This window comes from Myroides sp. A21 (assembly GCF_000807225.1).
Taxonomy (GTDB): domain Bacteria; phylum Bacteroidota; class Bacteroidia; order Flavobacteriales; family Flavobacteriaceae; genus Flavobacterium; species Flavobacterium odoratimimum.
The window spans coordinates 2,059,135-2,081,125 of sequence record NZ_CP010327.1; the positions used below are offsets into that span (position 1 = coordinate 2,059,135).

Sequence of the window (21,991 nt, forward strand, 5' to 3'; positions counted from 1 at the left end):
TGTTAATTTTTGTCAGTTAAAAGCTTGTTTGACTGTATTTTGAGTTTTGTTATTTAAATTACTTCTAAATAATATTGTTTAGAATGATTTTAGATTATACATTTGTCCCATAAAACATAATACAGTCGTGATGCTCAAACACTTTACTATTATCACACGACCAACCCAACTAACTATTATTATCTTATCGTTATTCATTCACTTTCTCAGTTATGGGCAGAATACTCGTTCTCCTATCTCTATCAAAGTGCAGAATGAGTATGGAATGGCTATTCCTACAGCGGTGGTGATGCTAAAAAGTGATAAGGAGTCTGTCTTAGAACTTACCAATGAGGCAGGTGAAGTAACTTTTAAACTAGTACCTGATAACTATCTTTTAGAAGTACAGCACATCAGTTATTCTTTTTACAGTCAAAAGCTAAATACCTTAACGCACAATAACCTTACAGTTGTCTTAAAAGCTGAAACGAATCAATTAGAAGAAGTCGTGATTACAGCTAAGGAAGGAACGGGACTTACGAGTACTTCTGTGATTAATAGAAGAGCTATGCAACATCTACAGCCTTCTAGTTTTACTGACTTAATGGAATTAATACCTGGGGGTAGAGCACAAGATCCGTACCTAGGCGGTGTCAATAAAATACAGCTGAGAGAAGTAGGTAGAGTAAGCTCTAATATAGGGGGTGTTGGAAATAAACAATATGACACTTCTTCTCTTGGGACTTTATTTGTAGTAGATGGAGCCCAACTGAACTCGGGTGCAAACCTTCAGTATACTTATGGCTATATGGATAATGTTTCGTCAGGTGTTAATAAGAATATCAATATTAGCTCAGGTGTTGATATGCGTACAATATCAACAGACCAAATAGAGAAAGTAGAAATCATAAGAGGAATCCCTTCTGTAGAATATGGTAACCTTACTTCTGGTGTAGTAAAGATCACGAAGAAGAGTGGATATTCTAAATGGCAAGCACGTTTTAAAGCAGATGGATATAGTAAACTATTTGCGGTTAATAAAGGTTTTGAATCTAAGGATAGTAGCTTTAAGGTAAATGTAGGGTTAGATTATCTAAATGCTAAACCAGAACCTCGCAATGATTTAGAGAGTTATAAGCGTGTGACAGGTACTGTACGTGTGAGTAAGGATAAGAATTTAAACAATGGAGGATTGTTCTCTTGGGTATCTAACCTAAGTTATACAGGGTCTATAGATGACGCTAAGTCTGATCCAGATATTGACCTGACAGGTGCGAATAAATATAAAGTGGATAATCAGTTCTATAGTCTGAGTAATATAGTGACTTATGAGAGTAGAAATGAATCTTTCTTTAGAAGTATAGAATTACAGACTACGTTTAATCAACGTTTCGATAAGATTAACCAGACAAAGTTTGTACAGCTAGAGGCAGCTACAGCACTACCACTTTCTACTGTGGATGGTGAGTACGATGGTTTTTTTCCTACGGCTAATTATATTGCAGAGAGTGTAGTAGATGGTAAGCCACTAGATATCTTCGCTAAGGTAGTGAGTGCATTTCGTTATAAGATGTCTGCTATTTCTACAGATATACGTGCTGGTATTGATTGGCAGTATAGTAAGAATAACGGTAGAGGTCAGGTCTATGATATCTATAAGCCTTTAGATCCTAAATCTACTTATAGAAATAGAGCATATAAGGATATTCCTGCTTATGTAACGACGGCTTTGTTTGCAGAGCATATTTCTTCTGCGAAATTTGGACAACACGGTCTAACATTAGCATTAGGTGCGAGAGGATCTATTATGCAAAACTTGTCTAATGATTTCACTATGAGTGGAAAGATGTATATCGATCCACGTGTGAATGTACAATGGACATTGCCCTCTTTTGTAGTAGCGAATAAGGAAGCAAAAGTAGACTTAACGTTAGGATGGGGACAGCAGAGATTATTCCCTGACCTAAATCTTCTTTATCCTGAGAAATATTATAGAGACGTTCAGCAGTTAAACTATTTTCACAGTAATCCTGATTATCGTACAGTTAATTATAAAACGAGCGTTTTTGACCCACAGAACAAAGCATTGACTCCTGCCTTAAACAATAAGCTAGAGGCTAGGTTAGATTTGAATTGGGGTTTTCATCAGCTGACTTTTACGGTGTTTAAAGAAAGAATGAGCAACGGGTTTAGAACGATGAACCAGTATGGAATCTTTGATTATAAGAGATATGATACTTCTAGTATAGATCATGATCATATCACAAGTGTACCGAATAAAGAGGATCTTCCTTATGAACAATTTAATGAAAACTTCTTATACAATTTCTCTCGTAATGGTAGTAGAACAGATAAGGAAGGAATAGAGTTTCAGTATAGTTCTAATAGAATTCCTGTTATTAATACTCGTGTTACAATTAATGGGGCATGGTTTAGAACTAAACAGGGCAATAGTTTGCCAACTTATAGACGTGGTAACTCTAATGCAAATGTGAATGGTAAGCCTTATCCGTACCTAGGACTATACGATGAAATGGAACCTAAGAGCAAATACGAACAGCTAAATAGTAATCTATTATTAGATACCTATATCCCTAAACTAGATTTACAATTCTCTACTTCATTTCAGTTTAACTGGTACTACTTAGCAAAGAATGAACCGATGAATGGAATGCCTAGCTACTATGTAGGAGTAGATGGAGAATTACGACCTTATGATGCAGAAGAGGCAAAGGGAACATTATTAGAACAATTAGTAATCCCACAACATAGCAATGCAGATAAATCTAGGAGAACACCTATGCTGATGGATGTGAACTTAAAGCTATCTAAGAGTTTTAGAAACAAGCAGATCACAGTGTCTATGTTCGCTAATAAGTTATTTACCTACTATGCTCCATATTCTGTGAATGGGACTAAGGTAAATAGAAAGGGACTAAGAGACCCTTACTTCGGAATGGAAATAAATTTTAATCTATAAATACTTATAAAAATGATAAAACGACTTTTACAATCATTATGCTTACTACTAGTGGTATTAGGTTTTAATGCTTGTTCTTCTGATGACAATAGCAATATGACAGGGGATGAGCAGACTTTCGTAACATTCTGGATTAATGATCCTCAAGGTGCGAAGATAGAAGAGATAAAACAGATGACTATCAAGTTGACAGAACTAAACTCTAATAAGAAAACAGAGTTAGTATATGAAGGAGATAAGAAAATACAGAAAGCACTTCCTACAGGTACTTATGATATCACAGTAGAAGGTGTAATCACACATAAGGTAAATGGTGTAGTAGAGGAGAGTAAAGTAGGTAACTTTATTAAAGGTGTAGTGATCTCGGGTAGAGAAATGACTAAGGCTATCGATATCGTATTTAAAACAAGTAGTACAGGTTTTGTAATAGAAGAGGTATTTTTCGCAGGGACTAAGACACCACAAGGACTTCAGTATACAGATGACCAATACTTCAAAATAACAAATAACTCTGATGAGGTATTGTATTTAGACGGAATGTTATTTGTACAATCTAAGTTTATGACAAACGATAAGCAAGATTATACACCTAATATTATGAGTGAGGCATTGTCTGCTGGAGCTATTTTACAGTTCCCAGGTAAAGGAAAAGACCACCCAGTAGAGCCAGGCAAATCGGTAATCTTTGCAGAGAATGCTATTAACCATAAAGAATTTAACAGCAACTCAATTGATTTGACTAACGCAGAGTTTCAGAATTTTAGAGATGGAGTACATGATGCAGTAGGGTTAAAAGCTGCTAAAATGATTACGATTCACGATGAATTAGTGATTAATATTCAAGGAAGTTATGCTTATGCTTTAGTAAAAATGCCTGAGGGAATGACAACGGAGAAGTTAGTAGTAGATAATATATATGATTATGAGTACGAAATGATATTCGGAGGAGAAGTATATCCAAGTGTAGATTCTGCTATTAAAATTCCAAACTCATGGATAGTAGATGCTGTAAACTTAGGTATTGCAGATGAGTATATGTGGAATGTAACATCTCCATCAGTAGATATGGGATATACTTATATCACACAGCATGTAGGGGATGAAGGAAGATATGGTAAGGCTGTAAGAAGAAATGTAATAGGTAAAAATGCAGCAGGGAACAATGTTCTAAAAGATACTAATAATTCGACAGTTGACTTTGCACCTGCAGTAAGACCGTCATTATTTAAATATTAATTAGTGTAGTATGAAGCACTTTCATTTTGGGTTATGTTTCTTGTCATTGTTGAGTACTGTATTGGGATATGGTCAGCAGTCAGATTCATTGGCAATAAAAGTAAAGGAGAAGCAAGATGTAATACGTCATTTTGAAGAACCTATTTATGTCAATCCATCTCACTATTTAGACTATAGAAAGTACAGTTTAACTTCTTTCGAAATCGCAAAGCAGAATAGTAAGAATGAAACAACTTTAGCTCAAGAGGGCAAAAACAGAGATGATTTGTCTTTTCAAGCTGAAGCTTACCATAAATTAGATAAGCATAGTGCTGTGTGGGGCAGTGCTACTTATCAACAGGGTAAGCGTAGAGATGTAATGTGGAATGAGAGTGCAGATTACGACTTAATATTTCCGTATGTGGTAGCTGATAGCGTAGGAGGAGATATTAAGTATGAAGATTATCACATCGAAGGTGGTTATGCCCAACGATTAGGAAAGTACAATATCGGTATCTCTGGTTTTTATAAAGCGAAGATGGAATACCGTAATATAGACCCTAGACCTAAGAACCTCTCTGCTCGATTAGGAGGGAATATAGGGGTGAGTAGAGTATTTAAGGAGCTTTTTACTATAGGGGTAAATACCTCAATAGAGAAATATACACAGAAACACAAGATGGACTTTTATAGTCCTACTGGATTTCCTGTGATATATGAGATGAGTGGAATGGGAAACTTCAATAATCTATTGAAAGGAAAAAGAAGAGAGGCTTATTATGATGGTTGGAGGTATGGCACTTCTCTACAAGTATATGATACTTCTCAGAAGAAGTGGTTTGCCACAGTGGGAATGAATATTTTTAGTTTTGAGAAGTTACTACCTGATTTTTATGATCTGCAAGTTTCTAAAATTAAAGAGGTAGAACACTTTTTGTCTATAGGGAAGCTATTTGATGTACAGGCTACTCAGTTAGGTGTTCGCTTAGATGGGAACATGAAGACGAGAAAGGGTACAGAGAATTTGTTTGTCAATGTGAGCGTTACAAACTATTTAAAGATAGGGCAAGAAGAACAATATAAATACGAGAATAAGAGTCTTAGATTAAGTGGAGTATTTAAGTATGAAACTTTAAATAGTGTGTATAGTATCTTACCGTATATAGGAATATCTCAAGAGGTAGAGCGTTATAAAAAGCCTTATACTAAAACAGATATTCAGTATACCTATATAGGAGCAGATTTGCAATGGATGTACACATTTAAAGATAGAAGCCTATTGACAGTAACGTCTAATTGGAAGGTAAGACAAACTGCTAAAGAAAAGGCTGCTTTTAATTATGGAAATAGCAATGCTATAAATCAAATGCTACTTGATAACTATGCTGTTCAGATCGCAGAGTATTGGGAAGGAAGCTTTAAGGTTCGTTATGATTTTGCTTTGCCGAAAGTAATAGATGTATTTGTAGGTGGAGAGTATTATTTCCAAAACTATAAGCAGTTTCAAAACAACAGTAGTGTGATGATGAGTTTAGGAATTACGTTTTAAAAGAGAGAGAAGATAGATGAAAAAAAAGATAGGTGTTATTATTGGGGCGGTTTTACTATTCATAGGATACACTAATTTCGAAGTAAGATCAGTTTCTGAATACACAGAGATTACGGATCAATATAAAAGACCTATAAGCTATTGGCCTAGTCCGATAATAGATAAGAGTGTAGAATGGAAAGAGTTTGGGGCAATAGAGGTAGATACATTATACTATGAGACACAAGATTTGCCAGAAGTGGTATTAGGTAAGGCACTGTTCTTTGACCCTAAGTTATCAAAGTCTAATCAGATATCTTGTAGCTCTTGTCACGATCCTGAAATGGGATGGACAGACCATAGACAGGTATCACTGGGGAATGATCATTTATTAGGAGCTAGGAATACTCCTTCTTTATACAATATTGCTGAGCGTAGTTCTTTCTTTTGGGATGGTAGAGCATTAACGTTAGAAGAGCAAGCGATGGGACCTTTATCTGCTCATCACGAAATGGATATGGATGTCAAATCACTACCTGCGAAGTTAAGCAAGTATAAAGAGTACAAACCCTTGTTTAAAGAAACTTACGGAGATGATAAAGTGACTTATGAAAGAATAGTGGGTGCAATAGCTACTTTTCAAAAGACAATCAAAAGTCAGCCTAGTCGTTTCGATAAGTTTATACAAGGGGAGTATCAGTACCTAACAGAACAAGAGATATATGGAATGCACTTATTTAGAACTAAGGCAGGATGTATGAATTGTCATCATGGGAAATATCTTACTGATGAGTCTTTTCACAATATAGGGTTGACATATTATAAGAGAGAGTACGAAGATTTAGGACTGTACTTACATACCAAAAAAGCAGAAGATGTAGGGAAATTTAAAACTCCTTCTTTAAGAGATCTATTAGTGACTAAGCCATGGATGCATAATGGGTTAATGGATGACTTAGAAGGAATAGTGAATCTGTATAATAGTGGGATGCACATGATAGATCCTACAGAGGAAGAGAAAGCATTAGATCCGCTCTTTCCTCTAACAGATCCACTGATGAAACCATTAAAATTAAATGAGAAAGAAATAAAAGCTATTGTAGCATTTTTAGAATCAATGTCAGGAAGTTACTATAAAATGGAACGTCCTATATTTCCAACGAAGTAACGCTTATTTACTTTAATTAAATGTAAAAGGCTTCTTTAGAGTTAGTTCTAAAGAAGCCTTTTTATATTATTAGTAGTATAAAGTATACTATTTATATCGAAGTAACTTATAATGTGCTGATGAATTGTATGTAATATTATGTTTTATTTGATGATTGTGTTTAATTATTGTATAAAATAAAGATTTAAACTTATTTACATTCATTCTTAAATAGATATATAGAATTAATTTGAATCAAGTCTAAATAACTTGGAAGATATAGGTTTTGTTGACTACTTTTGGCATCCGATTAATTAAGTTATTCAATGACACGCTTATATCAAGTTATTCAAGTTCTACTTGTTACTTTCACAGTCTTGTTCTGTTCTTCTATTTTTGCACAATCTTCTAAGTTGCAATTGAAGATCGTATTGCAAGATGCTCAAAATAAAGATATTAATAATGCTAGTATTCAGGTAACTGGAACAAAAGAGTCACAATTAAAGGTTAGTGATGATCAAGGTATTGCTATTTTTGATTTGAAAGCTGATACTTATACTGTTGAAGTATTTCATATTGGCTATGGAAGTTCTTCTACTGTAGTTAATTTACTTCAAAGTCAGACATTACCTATTACGTTGACAGCATCTTCTAATATATTAGAAGAAATGGTTATTACTGCTACAGAGAGTAAGGGACTTACTTCTACTTCTGTGATTAATCGTCAAGCGATGGAACATTTACAACCATCAAGCTTTGCTGATTTAATGGAATTATTACCAGGAGGGCAAGCAAAGGATCCTAAACTTACGGTAGCGAATGCTGCTTTAATTAGAGAGAATAACCCAGGAGAGAAATATGCAACAGGTGCATTAGGAGTACAGTTTATGGTAGACGATAATATTATCAATACTAATGCGGATATGCAGGTATCTGTAGGAGGAGCTAAGACTTCTCATATAGGAGTGGATATGCGTAGTTTGGCAACTAATGATATCGAAAGTGTTGAGGTTATTCGCGGTATACCTACAGCTGCCTATGGAGATTTGAGTTCAGGTCTGATTAAGATAAATAGAAAGATAGGGTATACACCACTACAAGCTCGTTTTAAAGTAGATGGTTTTAGCAAACTGTATTATGTAGGGAAAGGAATAGATACTAAGACAGGATGGAAACTGAATGCAAGTGTAGATTTCTTGGATGCTAAGAACGATCCTACAGATGTCCTTCAGAACTATAAGAGAGTATCATCATCATTGAGATCAGATAGAACATTTGTAGTAGGAGGATATGATCTGAGTTGGAAAGCAAATTTTGATTATAGTGGTACTGTTGATAACGATAAGTTTGATCCAGATACAGGTTATGATAGAACAGATAGTTATAAGAATAAAAAGCAGTACTTTTCATTAGGTAACAATCTAAAACTTGACTTTGGCAAAGAAGCTTTATTCAAGAATATAACCTTGAATGCTTATGTATCTCAAGGAATAGAAGATATTAAGGAGACTATCTTTATACAGCAGAATGGACGTGTAGCTATTCCTGTTGGAAATGAAACAGGAGAAAATGAAGGTGTATTTTTACCAACATCATACATAGCAACATCTAAGACAGAAGGCCGTCCTTTAAATATCAACACAAAGTTACAGTCAGAATTAGGTTTTTCTACTTTTGGGATTAAACATCATGGAGAAGTAGGGATGGACTTTAGATACTCAAAGAATAATGGTAGAGGAGAGTTATTCGATCCTTTATTACCTCCTTCTGTAGGGACTATGAAACGTCCTCGCCCTTTTAACGAAGTACCAGCTTCTCAGATATTAGCTGCTTATATAGGTGATCGTATGGAATATGACTTAGGTCAACATCACTTACAATTATATGCAGGAGTTAGAATGTCTAAATTATTAGGTGTTGGAAAAGAGTTTAGCATTAGTGATAGGGTATTTGCAGAGCCACGTGTCAACTTCCAATGGGGACTTCCTAAGCTAAAGATGGGACAGGAATATCTAAAGACTGATATTACAGTAGGATATGGAGAACTGTATAAACAACCTACTTTAGCTCTTCTATATCCACAAGATCGTTACTTCGATATGGTGCAAGTAAGTTACCTAGATCCTAAGACAGATAATGCATACGCACAGTTCTATACTTACAGAATGCCTTTGGCTAACCATAGTTTGATAGGCGCGAAGAATACGAAGAAAGAGATTCGTTTAGATTTAGAATATAAAAAACACAAGTTTTATATCACCTACTTCGATGAGAAGATGACAACAGGATTTAGAGATATGACTCAGTTTATGGGGTTTGAATATAAGCGATATGAGTCTAAAGATATAGTGTGGAATGATGAGTTAGGCAAGCCAGATTTAGATCAATCCCCATATTCATACAGACAAGACATGATGCAGTATACACATACTGAAAATGGAAGTTCAACATTAAAAGAAGGAATAGAGTTTGGATATTCTTCACCTCGTTTTGAAGGGATTAATACTCGTATTACTTTAAATGGAGCATGGTTTAAAACGACGTATTCTAATAGTGCTTCTATTCTTTGGAGACCTGGTATCTCTGTAAATGGACAACAGTATTTATACACAGGTATTTATGCAGATGATAATGGGAATAGAAGATCATCTCTAGTGTACAATGTAGTTGTAGACACTTATTTGCCTAGCTTAGATATGAATATATCTGCCTCTTTACAGGGAGATGTGTTTAGAAGAAACCTAAACCTAAATAGAGTTGCTGCTCCTTATGCATATATGGGAATAGATAATGTAGTTCATCCTTATACAGAAGAAAGTGCAAATGATCCATTACTACAACATCTAGTTAGACCTGTTTCTAAGACAGATGGTATGGAGGAGAGAAGACCATTTACATTTAATGCTAATTTTAAAATATCAAAGAGAATATATAAATCAGTAAAGGCATCCATGTTCGTTAATCGATTATTCACACACTATTCTTCATATACATATAATGGAGTGAATGTAAATAGAAAAGATGATAGCGGACCTTACTTTGGAATGGAAATAAACTTCAATATTTAAGACAATGAGATTAAAGCATATATTTTTATACGGATTGATGATGACAATGAGCTTATTAATGAGCTCGTGTTTGACAGATGATAATGCGCTTGGAAGTAATCAGAATTCGACTGTTTCTATGGCATTTAAAGTAGAAGGTATTAAAGAAATAAAAGAATTAGAAGTAGAGTTTGTTGAAGTTAATACAGGTTTACGAATAGTGGAGAAAGCAGTAGGTTCTCCTTATTTCTCTGTCGCTCTACCTGTGGGATCTTATAGAATGTCAGCAGAAGGAATAGGTGTCCTAGAAGATAAAGAAGAAGTAGGATTAGGTAGTAAAAGCGAAATGCTAGACGTGACCGATCAGATAGTAAATATGACAATTAATTTATTTGTCAAACAACTTAACGATGACTTTATCTTTGAAGAAATATTCTTTGCTGGATTACAAACTACAGAATTAAAAACATACCAAACAGGTAAATACTTTAAACTAGTTAACAATACAGATAGAGTGCTTTATGCAGATGGATTATTGATCGCTCAATCGGAGTTTTTGACGACTAGAGATAATAAAGAAACACCAGATGTATTAAACGAAGCTTTTGTTTTACAATCTGTAATGATGTTACCAGGTAACGGTACCCAGTACCCAGTAGAGCCAGGAGATTTTATTGTAATAGCAGATAATGCTCAGAATCATAACTTAGCCAATGTACCAGGGGCTGATTTATCTAATGCTGACTTTGAATTTCCTATTACTGAAAACCCTAAGAATGTACAACCAGATAATCCTAATGTACCTAATGTGATGATGATTTATACGAAGTTAAACTTTAGTATGTTCGCTATGCATGATCGTGGACAGACAGGATATATCGTAGCTCGTTTTCCTAAAGGAGAGAATGTGGATACTTGGCTAGCTAATTATAAGTTTGATTATAGCTATTTGACAGCTGCAGGTAAAGAACAAAAGTTCAGCAGATATAAAATGCCTAATACATGGGTTATTGATGCTGTTAATGGAAGTATTCCTGATAAGTTTGAACGTCTAGTGACTGCTCCTTCTTTAGATAGCGGCTACTCATACTGTGCAACTTCAGAATCTGATAAAGCGCGTTATGGAAAGACTATCAGAAGAAAAGTCTTAGGACCTAATGAGCAAGGTCGCAATGTGTATAAGGATACTAATAATTCTTCAGATGATTTTATTCCTCAGTCAGAGATGTCTCTAAAAGACGGAATACATCATAAATAAAATAGGAGTACATTGAGAAATACATATATAAATATAGTTGGAATAATTAGTGTATTGTTTTGTGCTGAGGTTCAAGCTCAGGATAGAACAGATTCTAATTTATACGAGAGTAGACTAGCTCAACGGGATATGAATATCGTATTCGGACAAGACTTTTTTGCTAATCGTGCTTTCATGACATCGTATAGTCCTTTGTCTTTTTCTGAATTAAGTTTGAATTATCTATCAGATAGTAAGGATGCTTATTTAATCCAGGATGGAGATGGCTTAGATGCCTTTAAGGTAAATACTTCTTCTTATCAACGATTAAAGAATAATACTGTCCTATGGGGAAGCGCTTCTTATAATACTCAGAAGCAAAAGAATATGAAGTGGAATGAGAATCTTGACAGACATATCCTAGGACCTTATGTGTTAGGTGATTCTATAGGAGGTACCATGAAGCAAGAGATTTATCAATTTGCAGGAGGGATGGCTAAACAGTTTGATAAGTGGACAGTAGGAGGAGAAGTTAGTTATATGGCTAAAAGTGGATATAGAGAAGTAGACCCAAGACCTAAGAATACCTCTTCAGATTTAAATTTGCGCATTGGAGTAAACTATAATGTTTATAAGGACTACGAATTAGGAGTGTATGCAAATTGGAATAAATATACTCAGAATAGTACAATTAAGTTTGTCAGTCTATTAGGGAAGCCCATAGCGTATCACCTGACAGGTTTAGGAGCTTATAATTATTACTTTAGTTCTGCTGTAGATATGAAGATGATTTATGAGGGAACAGGATATGAGGTAGGAGGAACTATAGCTAAGAATAAAGGTAAGGACTTTTTGATACAAGGTTCGTTTGGGCAGTTTGATATTGAGAAGAACTTTGGAAGTAGTCCTTCAAAAGAAATGTCTGTACTTAAAACTAAAAAATATACAATAGGAGGAATTAAATATATTGATCTAGATGAACATCGTTTAGGAGCAAAAGTTAATTACTTACTAAGTGAATCAAGAGGAATTGAGTCTTTTTATTCTAAAACAGAAAAGTTAGAGAGAAAGATAGGAGAGCAAGATCTGTATAAGTTTGTAAGAAGTGATGTGTATACGTCTTTATTTTATCAATATAGTACAGATGTTAGTAGATTAGTAGTTTCACCTTCTTTCACAGTAGAACAGACAGAAGAAAAGAGAAGAGATACTCAGGCTAGACAGCGATTCACATATTTACATTATGGATTAGAAGTTGATTATATGCGACAATTGAATCAATCTAATATCATAACAGTAAGCCCTTATTTTAGAGTGCGTAATCTTAAGGAGGATACTGTGAATTTGGTAACATCGTATAAGAGCCCTGCTATGACAGAATGGGTACAACATGATTTAGCGATTCAGACTGCTAATTATCAGACTTATGGTATTACAGCCAGATATGATGTGAAGGTTAGTAATATACCAGCCATGTTTGCTCAGATTCAGTATGAACAGACAAAGTATAATATAAACAAAACAAATAACTATATAGGAATGTCTCTAGGAGTTATTTTCTAAGCAGTTATTAACTAACAACAAATAAACAATGAAAAAGGTAGTTATTTTATTATCTGGATTCTTAGCTTTTGGATTATTTAGTTTTAGTCCAAAGTTTGTAGGATTCTTAGGAAGCGACAACCCTGAGTATCAAAAAATAATAGAAAGCTATAAGCAGCCTATTTCACAATGGCCGGCACCAACTATAGATGAAGGTGTGGAATGGAGTGAGATGGGAAGTATTAAACGTGATAACGACTATTTTACAGAACAAGCGAAACCTGAAGTAATTTTAGGTCGTATGTTATTCTTTGATCCTAAATTGTCAAAGTCTAATCAGATATCGTGTAGTTCATGTCATGATCCTGAATTAGGATGGACAGATAGACGTATGGTGGGACTTGGACATGATCACTTAAAAGGAGCACGTAATACCCCTTCGTTATATAATACTGCAGAGCGTACTTCTTATTTTTGGGACGGTAGAGCTAATAGTTTAGAAGAACAGGCTAATGGACCATTATCTGCTCATAACGAAATGGCAATGGACGTAGTAGATTTACCTGCCAAATTGAGTAAAGTACAAGGGTATAAACCTTATTTTAAAGAAGCTTTCGGTGATGAGAAGATTACCTATGACCGTATTGTAGGAGCAATTGCTACGTTTCAAAAGACAATTAAGAGTCAACCTAGTCGAGTAGATGCTTTTATAGACGGTAAATATAAAGCGCTTAATGACCAAGAAATTTATGGTATGCATTTGTTTAGAACGAAAGGTAGATGTATGAATTGTCATCATGGGCAGTACTTGACAGATGAGTCTTTTCACAATATTGGATTGACTTACTATAAACGCAAGTTTGAAGATCTCGGTAGATATGAAGTAACGAAAGATCCTAATGATGTAGGGAAGTTTAAAACTCCTGGTTTAAGAGATCTTTTAAACACTAGACCTTGGATGCATAATGGATTATTTGACGATCTGGAAGGAATCGTTAATATGTACAACAGTGGTATGCACATGATAGATCCTACTGCTGAACAAAAAGCGAAAGATCCTTTATATCCTGTGACAGATCCTTTAATGAAACCTCTAGAGTTAACGAAAGAAGAAACAAAAGCGATAGTAGCATTCTTAGAGTCTCTATCTGGAAGTAGATTTAAGATGAGAAGACCTGAGTTTCCAACAGAATAATATATTTATAAACGACTATTTATTTCTAAATAGTCGTTTATTTTTTGAATGATATCTTATGACATTCTCTAGGTCTATTTTTGCAATAGAATAATGAAGATGAAGAGGGAGTTTTTCATAATTTAAATGTAAATGTTATAGAAGGATAAGCTATTTTTAGTTTATCCTTTTTTAATTGTAGAATATAGAGTAGAGTTGAGGTAAAAGACGTAATTTAGATGTTCATCAAAAAAATGTAGAGTCATGGCTTTAAAGATTTATCCGGAGTACCCTCTAGATGAGCTCGAGCAACTTTTTATAAATGGGAACAAGGTTCCTTATGGAGAGTTTTTAATATATGGAGATATTGTAGAATCCCTGTCTAAAAGCCCTCATGATTGGTATGTATGGTATAGTATGAAACTTCCTTTTCATGATAACTCTAAGATAAAAAGGGCTAAAGCGGACGCTGAGCTTGACTTTATCATTGTTTCTAAATTTGGAATTATTGTCTTAGAAGTAAAAGGGGGGAATATTTTTGTTGACCAAGGACGTTTCTGTTTTAAGGATGGTAAGCGTAAGAAGTGGCTAAACCAAAACCCTTTTGAACAAGTGAAGGGATATAAATACACTTTGATGAATAAAGTGTTCCCTAGCTTTAAGCATATATTATTCTGTGAAGCAGTGGCCTTTCCAACTACTAAAATTGCTATTGAGAATACTATTTATGATAAGAATCTTATATTTAGTGACTACACTCGACGCAATAGATATAAGAATATAGAAAAATTTCTATTACATATCTATGATTATTCTAAGCAGAAATTAGAGAATACACACCCTATTAGATTTAATAATCTATCGAAAGCAGAATTGGATAATATTGTGAATACATTCAGTCCAATGATTCAGGATACCAATGTCTTCCAATCTAGAAATTCGTTAGAATGGCTAAAAGAACGAAACTTAGAGATACTGTACTCTCTTTCTGAAAACCCGCGTTTAATGATAGAAGGAGCGCCAGGTACAGGTAAGACTACTATGGCGATGGCGTATAGTGAGATGCAGGTGGGAAGACACGGTATTTATTTGTGCTGGAATTCTTTGTTATGTGCTTATAATGCACAGAGGTTTAAGGCGAGTAATGTTCGTATAGACTGCATTACATTCACACAGTTTGTGATGAAGTATTTACCTGGTGTTACTGAGCGTGATCTTTTATATATAGAACCAGAGAAATTTGCAGACTATATTAGAAAGACGATTACTCATTTAGAAGAAATAGATAAGCTTCCTAATTATGATTATATGATTGTAGACGAAGCACAAGATTTGTTTGATCGTAATCTTCACTTAATGATGCATAAGTTATGTGGTAATCACAATGGAATGAAACAAGGGAATATTATGCTTCTTTATGATCTAGACCAAAGCTTCTCTCTTTTTGGACGTGATGTTTCTGATTATGCTTACTTCTTGAAAGAGTATTTTACTCATTTTAAATTACACAAAATACGACGAAGTGCACAGAAGTCACAGATTCGTCAGATTTCAGAACATATTCAAACGCATCCTGATGATTGGGATGAGGTGAGTGTGCATCAGAAAGAGTATGATGAAATTGAATTGCGTTCATTCTATGATCAAGTGACGATTAAAGAAGCAATGGAAGAAGTGATACGCAGTATTAATGACCCTAGTTCTTCATTAAACGCTGAGGATGTAATTGTGTTGGTACAAAGTAAAGTGTGGCAGAGACGTAATAACGTTGCTGATTTAATTCTAGAATTAGGAATGGAGGAGCTTACAGTTGAGAATCTTACATTAAAGCCTAAGAAACTCCAGTATACTACAGCAGTTAAGTTTAAAGGATTAGAACGTAAGAATGTTATTCTTGTAGTGGATAAACCGAATAAACTAACTCCTTATGAATGGTATGTGGGATGTACACGTGCTATGGATAACCTTAGTATTTGGCAATTACATACTTATAAAGAGCATGAAGGATAGAAATTATCTATTATTTTTGCAGGTAAGTTTAAAATAGAGTAATACTTATGAGTGTCGCAGAGTTATTAAAAAAAAGGAAAGAGCAGTTAGAACAGAAGAATAAAGAAGAAGGAGCTAAGTATTTAGAAGAATATGTAAAGAAGGACGGAGTGATCTTATTGCCCTCAGGTGTAGCTTATGAGATTATAGCATTAGGTGAAGGGGACAAAGTAGAACTTTCTGATCGCATAGAATGTCATTATCATGGTACTAATATCAATGGAGAAGTTTTTGATAGTTCTATTGCTAGAGGAAAGACCGCTTCTTTCAACCTGAGCAAATTAATTCTAGCCTATCAACAGGTTGTTCCATTATTGCCAATAGGCACTAAGTTTAGAATGGTCACACCTCCAGAATACGCTTATAGAGAAGAGCATATTAGTAAAGAGATTGGTCCCTATAGCACTCTTGTATTTGAAGTAGAATTAGTAAATAAACTTTAATAGTGACAAAACAAAAAGCCACCTTCTAAAAAGGTGGCTTTTTTAACAATAAAAAAGATTTAGGGCTACTATTCTTCATTTTTTTAGCTTGAAGATAAGCAATGTGTTTTTGCAGTTTTCTGCAATTGTAATTTTTAGTAAAGTTGTTTTCTATGTTCTTCCACAAAGTTAAGTTGAGTTATTCAATTGATTGTAAAACAATTCAAACATCTTTGTATCATTATTTAATTTTTGCGATATTGATTAGGAGTAAGTAAAGTATATTTCTTAAAAAAGCTAGAAAAATACGTTGGGTATTCAAAACCTAAACAATAGCCTATTTCAGCTACACTCCATGGTTTAGACTTTAGTAATTTTTGTGACTCTATTAATAGTCTCTCTTGGATACAGTCACTAGTACATTTTCCTATTGTTTTCTTTAAAGTATGATTGAGATGATTTACGTGTACATTCAGCACTTTTGCAAAATCATTAGGCGTTTTCAATTTGATTACTGTATTTGTTTTTTCAATCGGAAATTGCTTTTCTAATAATTCTAAGAATTTTGAACACAATCTTTGTGGTGCATTTACACTCTGGTCTACAGTATATGTCGCATTGAGCTTATTGCTTTGATGTATTATGATTTCAATATAGTTACGCATTAATTCGTATTTCTGCGCATACTTTTGATTGTTTTCTTCTTCAATTCTCTTAAATACATAAGAAATAAACTCATCTTGTTGTGGCGTTAAAAGGTAAATAGGATTCTCGTGTAAGTGGGCAAGAATGCTTTTTAATAAGTGACTTTTATAGCCTAAGAAGCTGCTGTTAAATAAACAGTAGTATCCTTCCGGTTTTTCTGATACTGGTTCGAATGTATAATGAGATACCGGGTTAGAAAAGAATAATGATGGACCTTCTAACTCAATCACTTTATTTCCATCAAAGAATTTACTCTTTGATTTTAAATAAGAAAGTTTGTAATAACTCCTTTTGTTATATGGAGATATTTTCTTTGTTTCGTCCCCTTGTTGAAAAATGATAAAATCATCTTTAGGTGGATTCTTAAATTCCACTATTTTAGTTGGAATTACGATCTTTGATGCTGTGCTTGTCATGATGTAGGTGATTTTTAATACGCAAACTCGGTTGGGGAGTGTGAGTTTTGTGTATTAGGTTTATACTAAGTCGTGTTTTTTAAATGGCTAATCATATTTAAATTTTATGTTAATAATATGTTGATGTTTTGTTAGTGTAAAATTAATAATATGAAATATATCAATGTTGTGTAAAAAGTGTTTTTTATTGTCTTTTTTACTTAAAATGAATTGATTATTGTATTTATTGTGTTTTAAAATTGTTATTTATTCATTTGATTTGTATATATGAGTATTTTATTTTTACGATTTATTACATATGATTGATTATAATTTAATATTTGGAACATATTATTTTGTAATTTATATGATAAAATAATAAAGCAAAAAATGAGACTTTTTTGACTATTTGCTTAGTCTAAAATGAGAAATTGTTGGAAGTGATGTTATATTTTAATATTCTGTAGTATTAAAAGAATATCAATTACACTAGTTTTTCCATTATAAAGGGAATTGTGTAGCTTTGTAACTAAATAAATATGGATTATGATTAAAAGCGATGAAAAAACTACTAAGTGCCCAGCAGAAGAACTAATAAAGACTCTTGGTGGCAAATGGAAAGTTCATATCATTCATATTACAGAAGAGGAGCCTAGGAGGTTTAGAGATTATATGCGCTTGTTAGAAGGTGCTAATAAGCAATCTGTCTCTGTAGCTTTAAAAGAGTTGGAAGAGGATGGGTTCTTAATTAAGAGTGTAATTAATGAAAAACCTTTACATATAGAGTACTCCCTTACAGAGAGAGCTAGACTAGTGATACCTGTATTTGACAATCTATATAATGAGCTACAAAGTAGATAAGATTTCTTTCTGGTAGATTAACTTGTAGGTGTTATTATCCAGTTCTTGTCTATCTATAAGTGAATAATTCATTTTTTCTAATAGTTTACGAGAGGCTATATTACTCTCGTAGAGTTGTGCGATAAGGATTTTTGAAGGATATATTTGTTGCATGAAGAGTTCTATGCCATGTAGTAATTCTGTACCGTAACCTTTTTGCCAATAATCCTTATGTATAATGTACCCTATTTCTATTTTTTCTTCTTGCTCTCCGTATTTTATGAGTAGTACTTCCCCTATTATATCAGTTTGGGAGTTATTGTTTAGAGAAATTTTATAGATTCCTAACCCTTGAGAGTAGAGGAGATCGTTTTTTGCATATTTATTTCTTAAAGCATCAGAATCCCAGTGATTTGCCCTAGATGGAATCCATTTCATTGTGTCAGGAGAGTTATGAATCTTTAATAGGTCATTTAAGTCTTCTCCTAATTGAATTGTTTCTATTTTTAAGTTATTGGTAGTAAAAAGAATCATTTTTTAGTTTTTTTTGTTTCTAATTCGGTTATTGGTGTTGTTTTTTTTAACATATTCTAGAAGGTGTTAAATTATCACTGAATCTAAATGAATATGGTGTAAAATATTGGTATGTATATATCTAAGCCGATTATTATTTTATATATTGTGCTCCTCTTAAGTAAAACTAAAGATATTGAATGTTATTTTTAAGTACAAATTTTAAGAAATTTTACTGATTTTACTATAGAATAAAACAAATGTTAACTACCTAAAATTTAATGAATGAATAAAAAATCCATCTTTGATGCAGTAACTATTGGTTTTGCATTGTTTGCCATGTTTTTTGGTGCTGGAAATATAATTTTGCCTCCTATTATTGGATTGTTTACAGAAGGTTCTTGGACCTCGGCTGTTACAGGGTTTTCTATCACCGCAATACTAGCACCCTTTTTAGGAATTGTTGCTGTATTGATTTCTGGAGACGAATTTACAGACTTAGGTAAACGGATCAATAGTACATTAGGATGGGTATTAGCTACAGCTATTATTCTTAGTATAGGACCATTGGTTGCTATTCCTCGTACAGCAGCGACTACCTTTGAGATAGGGGTATTATCTGTCTTTCCTGATTTTAGTGCAGTATGGTCTTCTGTTATTTTCTTTGGGATTACGTTGTTACTTTCGATATCTCCGTCTAAGGTAGTTAATATTATAGGTAAGTATTTGACACCTATGTTATTAGTTCTTTTGGTAGCGATGGTAGTGATTGGTATAGTCAATCCTTTAGATACTTCTAAGTTAGTTAATACTTCTTATCCAGATCCATTTAGACTTGGATTTGCTGAGGGATACCAGACTATGGATGTATTAGCATCAGTGATTTATGCTGGTATTATCATCTCTGCAGTGAAGGCTGCTGGCTATGTGAGTTCTAAAGAGAAAACTAAGGTTACTTATATGTCAGGTGTTGTTGCTATCTCATGTTTATTATTCATATATGGTGGATTAGTATACCTAGGAGCAACCTCAGGTTACCCTATTACAGATGATTTAAAGAGAACAGAACTATTGTTGCATATCTCTAATGGAGTATTAGGTAGTCAGGGGACTCTAGCATTATCATTATGTATAGCTTTAGCTTGTTTGACCACTGCGATTGCGTTAGTGTGTGCTACAGGTACATTCTTTAGCCAATTAACGAAAGGAAAACTTAGCTATCAGCTAGTTGTAGTTATTACTTGTGTTTCTTCTGCAATATTAGCAGTGAAAGGGGTAGATAGTATCATTGATTATGCAGCTCCATTTTTAGGAATCATATATCCTATTACATTGACATTGATCATTTATATGGTGGCTTTTGGTAAATCTGTGACTAGAAAAGCTCCTTTCGTTGGAGCAATCTTAACTACTACAGTTGTAGCATTGATTCAGTTTAGCTCTTTTATTGCTTTTAAATATGACTTTATAGAGTATTCTCAGTCATCTGAAGAATTTATTAAGACACTGCCAATGAGTAGTTATGATGTGCCTTGGCTGATTCCATCTTTAGTAGCATTCATTCTTGTGTTTATTGTAGACAAGATGTTCTTTAAACAAAAATCAAATTAATGATAAGGATATAGTATATAACCAAAAAAGCCGTCTACATAGACGGCTTTTTTGGTTATTGTAACTTTATTTTTTGCCCTTGTACAGGGAAGATATAGTTGACTTTAAATTCGTTTTGAGTAGCTAATTCTTCTTTGATAGTACTTATAGCTGTTCCACTAGGTTTTAGATGTGTAATAACTATATTTAAATCTCTTAAGTTTTCCTTACCTACATGATTTGCTAGATTACCTAATTCCTCATTTAACAGTTTGGGTGTTAAGTGTCCGAATAACTTATCCTCTGGCTGACTATTTGGGAAAGATACTTCTAATAATATAGTCTTAAGGTTCTTATTAATGATCAGAGGTGCTATGTACTCCCAGATATAGTTAAGTTTAGTTGTTTTCTCTACTCTATCTGCTCCTGTATCTCCGAAGTAGAGTACATATTCATCATTATTTCTTACTAATATAGCAGAGCTTAACTGTGGATTTACATGACTAAGTTCAAATACTTCAGCAGACAGAGAAGTGTTCTCTATATTGAAGGATTGTGCAGGTTTTACTCTTGTATATTTATATTTACCTAGTATAGGTTTTTCTCCTTCATTACCGAAGTTTGCCCATGAAGCATTAGTGAAATAGTTGTTCTTAAAAATATCAATGACAAATGGTAACGCATATATAGGCTTAGAAGAATCCTCAGGAGAATTTATGATTAGTCCTGATAGATGATCCAGATGACCATGTGATATAAAATACCCTTTGATATAATCGCGTAGTATCGTACCATTATCTGCTGAGAATGTTTTTTCTTCGATTGCTTTATTGATACCACTATGTATAGTACCAGCATCTAGAGCGATATAGCTATTTGTGTTTTCTACTCCGATAAGATAAGACGATAAGTTGCTCTCATCTCCACCACCATAGACCCCTAATGGGATAATTTCTAGATTTTGTGCCAGACAGAATGTACTTGATAGTAACAGTATGCTAGATATTATTTTTTTCATTTTTTTCTGATTTGTGCAAATTTACTGTACTTATAAGGATTCTTTGTTATCTAATAAGCAATATATTTTAGCAGGTATAGGCGTAGTAATACTTGTAGAAGATAACTATACTTAGTCCTTGATGACATTCATCACTCTTGTGACCTGATCAGATTTATGTAAGGTTAGTCGTACTATGCTATCCTCTAGAGCTGTTAGGTCATGTGGGATATTAGGTTCTAGTGCGATTAAGTGTCCCTCTTTTAAGTCATAAGGCTTTCCTTCCACCCCGAATGTTATCGCTCCTTTTACGATTTCCACGACTATAGGGAAGGATGTCTTATGTTCTTTCATCTCTTGTCCTTTTTTGAATACAATTCTGATTTCTTTAGAAAAGTCGTTATCCACTAGTATTTTGATAGCTGGTTTCTTCTCACCATACTCTATCTGCTCTAATAAGTTCTGTATGTGCATCATATTATTTAAGTAATGATTAGTGTTATAAATTTACGATTTTTTATTGGTATAAATTATTGTTTATAAGCTTATTAATAAGTTAATATAACTCATGGTGTTAATTTTTTATAACAGCGAATAGCATTCTGTTTATTAATGTTATCTTGTGTCATAT

The 21,991-nt window shown here is 33.6% G+C and carries 16 protein-coding genes; 12 read left to right on the forward strand and 4 right to left on the reverse strand.

Annotation, left to right across the window (positions count from 1 at the left end):
- The first annotated feature begins 130 nt into the window (after positions 1-130).
- The 10 genes from MYRA21_RS09370 (at position 131) to MYRA21_RS09415 (ending at position 16,341) form a co-directional block, all read left to right on the forward strand.
- Positions 131-2,959, forward strand: coding sequence for a TonB-dependent receptor plug domain-containing protein (locus tag MYRA21_RS09370; RefSeq protein WP_006260582.1), 2,829 nt, complete (start codon positions 131-133; stop codon positions 2,957-2,959).
- 12 nt (positions 2,960-2,971) lie between these two features.
- Positions 2,972-4,195 (forward strand): DUF4876 domain-containing protein, encoded by a 1,224-nt coding sequence (locus MYRA21_RS09375; protein WP_006260583.1) that lies wholly within the window; start codon positions 2,972-2,974, stop codon positions 4,193-4,195.
- Positions 4,196-4,205: 10 nt separating this feature from the next.
- Entirely contained in the window at positions 4,206-5,723 is a 1,518-nt protein-coding gene (locus MYRA21_RS09380; protein ID WP_006260584.1) for a DUF6850 family outer membrane beta-barrel protein, read from the forward strand.
- A 16-nt stretch (positions 5,724-5,739) separates the two neighbouring features.
- Positions 5,740-6,870, forward strand: a complete 1,131-nt coding sequence (locus MYRA21_RS09385) for a cytochrome-c peroxidase (RefSeq protein ID WP_006260585.1) — start codon at positions 5,740-5,742, stop codon at positions 6,868-6,870.
- A 305-nt stretch (positions 6,871-7,175) separates the two neighbouring features.
- Entirely contained in the window at positions 7,176-9,917 is a 2,742-nt protein-coding gene (locus MYRA21_RS09390; protein ID WP_006260586.1) for a TonB-dependent receptor plug domain-containing protein, read from the forward strand.
- A gap of 4 nt (positions 9,918-9,921) precedes the next feature.
- Complete coding sequence (locus MYRA21_RS09395; protein ID WP_006260587.1) at positions 9,922-11,154, forward strand: DUF4876 domain-containing protein; 1,233 nt, start codon at positions 9,922-9,924, stop codon at positions 11,152-11,154.
- Positions 11,155-11,166: 12 nt separating this feature from the next.
- Positions 11,167-12,696, forward strand: a complete 1,530-nt coding sequence (locus MYRA21_RS09400; protein ID WP_006260588.1) for a DUF6850 family outer membrane beta-barrel protein — start codon at positions 11,167-11,169, stop codon at positions 12,694-12,696.
- Positions 12,697-12,724: 28 nt separating this feature from the next.
- Complete coding sequence (locus tag MYRA21_RS09405) at positions 12,725-13,870, forward strand: cytochrome-c peroxidase (protein WP_006257183.1); 1,146 nt, start codon at positions 12,725-12,727, stop codon at positions 13,868-13,870.
- Between the two features lie 243 nt (positions 13,871-14,113).
- On the forward strand, positions 14,114-15,859 hold the full coding sequence (locus MYRA21_RS09410) for a nuclease-related domain-containing DEAD/DEAH box helicase (protein ID WP_006257182.1): 1,746 nt from the start codon (positions 14,114-14,116) through the stop codon (positions 15,857-15,859).
- Positions 15,860-15,906: 47 nt separating this feature from the next.
- On the forward strand, positions 15,907-16,341 hold the full coding sequence (locus MYRA21_RS09415; protein ID WP_006262895.1) for an FKBP-type peptidyl-prolyl cis-trans isomerase: 435 nt from the start codon (positions 15,907-15,909) through the stop codon (positions 16,339-16,341).
- 224 nt (positions 16,342-16,565) lie between these two features.
- On the opposite strand, the gene MYRA21_RS09420 is transcribed toward MYRA21_RS09415, so the two are convergent.
- Positions 16,566-17,441: an AraC family transcriptional regulator gene (locus MYRA21_RS09420; protein ID WP_006257180.1), complete on the reverse strand. Its 876-nt coding sequence runs from the start codon at positions 17,439-17,441 to the stop codon at positions 16,566-16,568.
- A gap of 525 nt (positions 17,442-17,966) precedes the next feature.
- Between MYRA21_RS09420 and MYRA21_RS09425 the strand changes: the two genes are divergently transcribed.
- On the forward strand, positions 17,967-18,281 hold the full coding sequence (locus MYRA21_RS09425) for a helix-turn-helix domain-containing protein (RefSeq protein ID WP_006260590.1): 315 nt from the start codon (positions 17,967-17,969) through the stop codon (positions 18,279-18,281).
- Here the strand turns inward: MYRA21_RS09425 and MYRA21_RS09430 are convergent.
- Positions 18,267-18,794, reverse strand: a complete 528-nt coding sequence (locus tag MYRA21_RS09430) for a GNAT family N-acetyltransferase (protein ID WP_039328900.1) — start codon at positions 18,792-18,794, stop codon at positions 18,267-18,269. The genes MYRA21_RS09425 and MYRA21_RS09430 overlap by 15 nt on opposite strands.
- Positions 18,795-19,058: 264 nt before the next feature.
- Between MYRA21_RS09430 and brnQ the strand changes: the two genes are divergently transcribed.
- Positions 19,059-20,384, forward strand: coding sequence for a branched-chain amino acid transport system II carrier protein (brnQ, locus tag MYRA21_RS09435; RefSeq protein ID WP_039328902.1), 1,326 nt, complete (start codon positions 19,059-19,061; stop codon positions 20,382-20,384).
- A gap of 55 nt (positions 20,385-20,439) precedes the next feature.
- On the opposite strand, the gene MYRA21_RS09440 is transcribed toward brnQ, so the two are convergent.
- A complete protein-coding gene (locus MYRA21_RS09440) occupies positions 20,440-21,381 on the reverse strand; it encodes an MBL fold metallo-hydrolase (RefSeq protein ID WP_039328904.1) in 942 nt (313 codons plus the stop codon).
- A 111-nt stretch (positions 21,382-21,492) separates the two neighbouring features.
- Entirely contained in the window at positions 21,493-21,834 is a 342-nt protein-coding gene (locus MYRA21_RS09445; RefSeq protein WP_006257175.1) for a cupin domain-containing protein, read from the reverse strand.
- Positions 21,835-21,991: the final 157 nt, after the last annotated feature.

What these genes read in the sequence shown, in the direction of transcription:
- MYRA21_RS09445 (WP_006257175.1), bottom strand. Translation starts at nt 21,834, where the DNA reads ATGCACATACAGAACTTATTAGAGCAGATAGAGTATGGTGAGAAGAAA.
- MYRA21_RS09430 (WP_039328900.1), bottom strand. Translation starts at nt 18,794, where the DNA reads ATGATTCTTTTTACTACCAATAACTTAAAAATAGAAACAATTCAATTA.
- brnQ (WP_039328902.1), top strand. Translation starts at nt 19,059, where the DNA reads ATGAATAAAAAATCCATCTTTGATGCAGTAACTATTGGTTTTGCATTG.
- MYRA21_RS09410 (WP_006257182.1), top strand. Translation starts at nt 14,114, where the DNA reads ATGGCTTTAAAGATTTATCCGGAGTACCCTCTAGATGAGCTCGAGCAA.
- MYRA21_RS09440 (WP_039328904.1), bottom strand. Translation starts at nt 21,381, where the DNA reads ATGAAAAAAATAATATCTAGCATACTGTTACTATCAAGTACATTCTGT.
- MYRA21_RS09380 (WP_006260584.1), top strand. Translation starts at nt 4,206, where the DNA reads ATGAAGCACTTTCATTTTGGGTTATGTTTCTTGTCATTGTTGAGTACT.
- MYRA21_RS09390 (WP_006260586.1), top strand. Translation starts at nt 7,176, where the DNA reads ATGACACGCTTATATCAAGTTATTCAAGTTCTACTTGTTACTTTCACA.
- MYRA21_RS09375 (WP_006260583.1), top strand. Translation starts at nt 2,972, where the DNA reads ATGATAAAACGACTTTTACAATCATTATGCTTACTACTAGTGGTATTA.
- MYRA21_RS09415 (WP_006262895.1), top strand. Translation starts at nt 15,907, where the DNA reads ATGAGTGTCGCAGAGTTATTAAAAAAAAGGAAAGAGCAGTTAGAACAG.
- MYRA21_RS09370 (WP_006260582.1), top strand. Translation starts at nt 131, where the DNA reads ATGCTCAAACACTTTACTATTATCACACGACCAACCCAACTAACTATT.
- MYRA21_RS09425 (WP_006260590.1), top strand. Translation starts at nt 17,967, where the DNA reads ATGATTAAAAGCGATGAAAAAACTACTAAGTGCCCAGCAGAAGAACTA.
- MYRA21_RS09385 (WP_006260585.1), top strand. Translation starts at nt 5,740, where the DNA reads ATGAAAAAAAAGATAGGTGTTATTATTGGGGCGGTTTTACTATTCATA.
- MYRA21_RS09420 (WP_006257180.1), bottom strand. Translation starts at nt 17,441, where the DNA reads ATGACAAGCACAGCATCAAAGATCGTAATTCCAACTAAAATAGTGGAA.
- MYRA21_RS09405 (WP_006257183.1), top strand. Translation starts at nt 12,725, where the DNA reads ATGAAAAAGGTAGTTATTTTATTATCTGGATTCTTAGCTTTTGGATTA.
- MYRA21_RS09395 (WP_006260587.1), top strand. Translation starts at nt 9,922, where the DNA reads ATGAGATTAAAGCATATATTTTTATACGGATTGATGATGACAATGAGC.